The sequence below is a fragment of the Enterovibrio norvegicus genome (assembly GCF_002876705.1).
Lineage (GTDB): Bacteria > Pseudomonadota > Gammaproteobacteria > Enterobacterales > Vibrionaceae > Enterovibrio > Enterovibrio norvegicus_B.
Genome location: NZ_MDAG01000069.1, coordinates 1 through 1,653, shown reverse-complemented (window position 1 = coordinate 1,653; position 1,653 = coordinate 1). Strand labels below are relative to the sequence as shown.

Annotated in this window: 2 protein-coding genes; one reads left to right on the top strand and one right to left on the bottom strand. The window is 42.1% G+C overall.

The features are described 5' to 3' along the window. Positions 1 to 1,062, top strand: a 1,062-nt coding sequence (locus BCT27_RS24190) for an SEL1-like repeat protein (protein ID WP_479684317.1), incomplete at its 5' end; no start/stop codon positions are given. A gap of 40 nt (positions 1,063 to 1,102) precedes the next feature. Here BCT27_RS24190 and BCT27_RS24185 read toward each other — a convergent pair. Next, entirely contained in the window at positions 1,103 to 1,456 is a 354-nt protein-coding gene (locus BCT27_RS24185) for a hypothetical protein (protein WP_074928935.1), read from the bottom strand. Positions 1,457 to 1,653: the final 197 nt, after the last annotated feature.

The following is a 1,653-nucleotide window of genomic DNA, read 5'->3' as shown; positions in this document are numbered from 1 at the left end:
CAACTATCTTCATATTTAGATGACAACAAGGTGAATAGTGATCCCTATGCCGCCAGCCGATATCGCCCAGAAGATCCACTGTATGCCCCACTGCTGGCCATTCAATATGGCGACAAAGAAAAAGCGGAAACTCTACTAGCACCTTTAGTAGAACAAGGCGATTCAGAAGCCATGTTTTGGTTAGCAGAAATCACCTACGGACAAAGTATTTACTCTGGGGAAACTGCGGGCAAACTGCTCACTAAAGCTGCTGAACTCGGCAATCCGTACGCGGCAATTAAATTAGACACTAGAGATATTGAATGTATTCAATATATGGGGTACCACTGCAGCGAAGAGTGGGGAGAGAAAGGAAGAGCAGCACTAAAAAAATTGGCTAGTGCTGGTGATCCCAGAGCTGGGTATGCGATATATCTTCATGACACTATGTTGAAGGGTGGCTATAGCCCTACGACAACTGTAGACGAGGAAAGCTTTAATATATTGGCAAAAGCAGCAGTAGATGGCGCAAAGAATAATTACTATCACCCAATTATCACATTGTTAGATATTTACCAGCGGAATTTTGGCTACCCTATTTGGATGAGAAGTAATGAATCGAAAAGAGATAGATATCTGTTGTCGGATAAAGATAGAGAAATCATAAAAGATCTCTACATCTTCATGGCCAATAACAATGATTCTTATGCCACTAATATTTATTTATATTATGAGAACTCACTGCTCGAACAAGATTACATTGATCACCAAATACTAAGAATGTTACCAATATGGAGCAACGCGTCAGATTATAGCCCTGTGTTTGCAAGAAAAGCTCAGAATGATAGAGAAGCGCTTATTCTCGGTGCTGCATGGGCGTTGGTTGATGATTTTAACCGAAATGATCATAATCTTAAATATGGTCGCCAGATGAGAAAGTTTAACCATACCGTAACCTATGAATTCAATCAGAAATCTCTAGATGACTCAGAGCTTGAGAAAGCGCATAAAATTTCTCTGAAACTCCGAAAAAACCTTACGCCAATGATCTATCTAGATGAAAATAACACTGGTATTTTTTGAGCATCGCCTGCAATCCACAAGTTCAGACGACGAACTCACCTCACCCCAACAACTTCCCCTTGATCCCATTGAACACCGCCAGCACCCTATCGTGTGCTGGCTTGTGGTCGGCGATAAACGACAAACACGCCAAAGCACTTTCATCATAGTCTTTGGGTAATTTAACCTTCAAATCCTTCGAGATCGTCTGGGCGTACTTGAGTTGTTTTTCTGTCGGAAGTTTTAACTCATCAGGGATCGCTGCATGGATCGTGTCGGTAATATGATCCGCAAATACTGGCCATTGGTTGAGATCAACCGTGGTTTCTTGTGTGAGTCGCAAAAATTTCTTTTGCTCGGCGGTGAGCGAATACTTGAAGGTTACTGCACCCACTGAAAAGGTTATGTCGTCCATTTCGATCCCTGATAATGGCGTTTTTTATTGCTGAATCTTACCAGTATGAAGTGCTTTTAATGTGTCTGATCACTGCGTCATTGATGTAATTACTTTCGTCACACGTTGGGTTTGCTGGCAAACAATCTTACCCCAGCATCGGCCAATTCTTGCTCAGTGAGCAACTTTTCGCCCAGAAACTAAGCAACTCCTTGCTC

Bases quoted from the DNA above. Each gene is read 5' to 3' on its own strand.
- BCT27_RS24185 (WP_074928935.1), bottom strand. From the start codon at position 1,456: ATGGACGACATAACCTTTTCAGTGGGTGCAGTAACCTTCAAGTATTCG.